The following is a 1,189-nucleotide window of genomic DNA, read 5'->3' on the forward strand; positions in this document are numbered from 1 at the left end:
TGCCACGATTAAATTCCAAAAGCTGAACGAAGCCTATGCTACCCTGAGTAATCCAGAGCGACGAGCAATGTATGACCAAAAAATTGGTTATTCCCGCCTCAATGTTATTCAGCCACCCCCTAGTTTAAACAATCCAGTTAATCAAAAGCCACCAAGATCCTCGTCCTCAGCTTACCTTGATCCCACTGACCGCCCCCTTTCAGCTGGGGAGATTTTTGTCCTATTCATTTTAGGACTAACCTTTTTAGGCTGCTTACTACTAGCCATAGCTATTGGATTAACCCAAGGTGAATCTGCTCTGCTAATTTCTAAACCCAGTGGTCATGATTTGCTTACCTTACCCGAGATTAATTCTATTCAACAGGCGAAACCTGATAATTTGGATAGTCAAATACCGGTTAATAACCAATCAGCCCAAAATCTCCAGATAAACCATTCCTAAGAATAACTGATCAAGAATAACTTAGAATATTAATTCTAGTTAATCCCTTATAATTCTAGTTAATCCCTTATAATAGGGTTGATACCATAAATTTTAATTGTGTTAATTGTTAATTTAAAATTGTCAGGTGACCATTGACAATTTTAAATTTTATACTGATGTACCACCAATAATTATAAATAGTTAATCGGACTCGATATGACACTTCCGCCAGGTGATACCCCCTTGTATAACCACCCTCTACCTGAAATAGAGAGGTGGCTGAAAAGACTAGGATGTGAACAAGACAGTAAGGATCTACATTGCTGGCGTGTTGATCGACCTACCTGGAAAGCCGAACTTTGCCTTGAGGTAGAGGAGTTAATCGTGCGCTACCTCAAGTCTGGGGAAGATGGACAAGATATTCAACGATCGTTCAAGTATTCCCTCAGCCGCAAAGATATAGAAGATGCAGTTTTCTGTGGTCCTTAGTCGGTGAAGGGTCTGCTTGAGTTGAAAGTTAGAAGGTTGTTCGCGTAGCGTGGCCGAAAGGCGAAGGTTAGAAGGTTGAAGGTTGAAGGTTGAAGGTTTAATGTTGAAGGTTTAATGTTGAAGGTTAGAAGGTTAGAAGGTTGAAGGTTGAATGTTCCAACTATAGCAGTTTTCAATGGGGTGAGGTACCCCACCCTTTGGGTTTGAGGGAGTAGGGAGTCGGGTCAATGAAAATTGAATGTACCTCATAACTATGAGAAATGCTATAGCTTTTAT

General features: G+C 40.5%; 3 protein-coding genes. 2 read left to right on the forward strand and 1 reads right to left on the reverse strand.

Annotated features, from left to right (window positions below; translation table 11 throughout):
- A partial coding sequence (locus tag F6K37_RS43500; RefSeq protein ID WP_287257359.1) for a J domain-containing protein occupies positions 1–442 on the forward strand: 442 nt, incomplete at its 5' end.
- 198 nt (positions 443–640) lie between these two features.
- Positions 641–913 carry a DUF3143 domain-containing protein gene (locus tag F6K37_RS43505; RefSeq protein WP_008179948.1) on the forward strand — a complete coding sequence of 91 codons (273 nt, stop codon included), beginning with the start codon at positions 641–643 and terminating at the stop codon, positions 911–913.
- On the opposite strand, the gene F6K37_RS43510 is transcribed toward F6K37_RS43505, so the two are convergent.
- The gene (locus tag F6K37_RS43510) at positions 910–1,089 is read right to left on the reverse strand and encodes a hypothetical protein (RefSeq protein ID WP_287257360.1); all 180 of its coding nucleotides are present in this window, start codon (positions 1,087–1,089) and stop codon (positions 910–912) included. The two genes, F6K37_RS43505 and F6K37_RS43510, sit on opposite strands and share 4 nt — an antisense overlap.
- Positions 1,090–1,189: the final 100 nt, after the last annotated feature.

This window comes from Moorena sp. SIO4E2 (genome assembly GCF_010671945.1).
Taxonomy (GTDB): domain Bacteria; phylum Cyanobacteriota; class Cyanobacteriia; order Cyanobacteriales; family Coleofasciculaceae; genus Moorena; species Moorena producens.

Bases quoted from the DNA above. Each gene is read 5' to 3' on its own strand.
- F6K37_RS43505 (WP_008179948.1), top strand. From the start codon at position 641: ATGACACTTCCGCCAGGTGATACCCCCTTGTATAACCACCCTCTACCT.